This is a genomic window from Staphylococcus pasteuri (assembly GCF_030547725.1).
Lineage (GTDB): Bacteria > Bacillota > Bacilli > Staphylococcales > Staphylococcaceae > Staphylococcus > Staphylococcus pasteuri.
In genome coordinates this window covers 1-263 of record NZ_JAUOQO010000443.1, presented here as the reverse complement: position 1 = coordinate 263, position 263 = coordinate 1, and the positions used below count along the sequence as shown (strand labels likewise).

1 protein-coding gene is annotated in these 263 nt (G+C 63.5%); it reads left to right on the top strand.

Going from position 1 to position 263, the window contains the following annotated elements; genetic code table 11:
• Positions 1 to 34: 34 nt before the first annotated feature.
• On the top strand, positions 35 to 263 hold a 229-nt coding region (locus tag Q4528_RS14300; RefSeq protein ID WP_303522287.1), incomplete at its 3' end, for a hypothetical protein.

The following is a 263-nucleotide window of genomic DNA, read 5'->3' as shown; positions in this document are numbered from 1 at the left end:
AAGTAACCCCCGGCACCCCGACACCCGACACCCCATGAAACAGTACACACCCCGCCGCGCCTCCGCCCGCTGGCTCAAAGACGCCCCCGCCCACGTTCTCGATCTCTTCTTTCACAAGAAAGTCGGCCACTGGGAAGTGCTCTACACCGGCCCGCTTCTCATTTCTCGCGACACCCCGCGAACCTTCGCAGGCACCTACGTTCAGGGCCGCGAGATGAGCGCGAACCCGTGCCACCCACAAGGCGTCGGGATGTCCTTTGAAC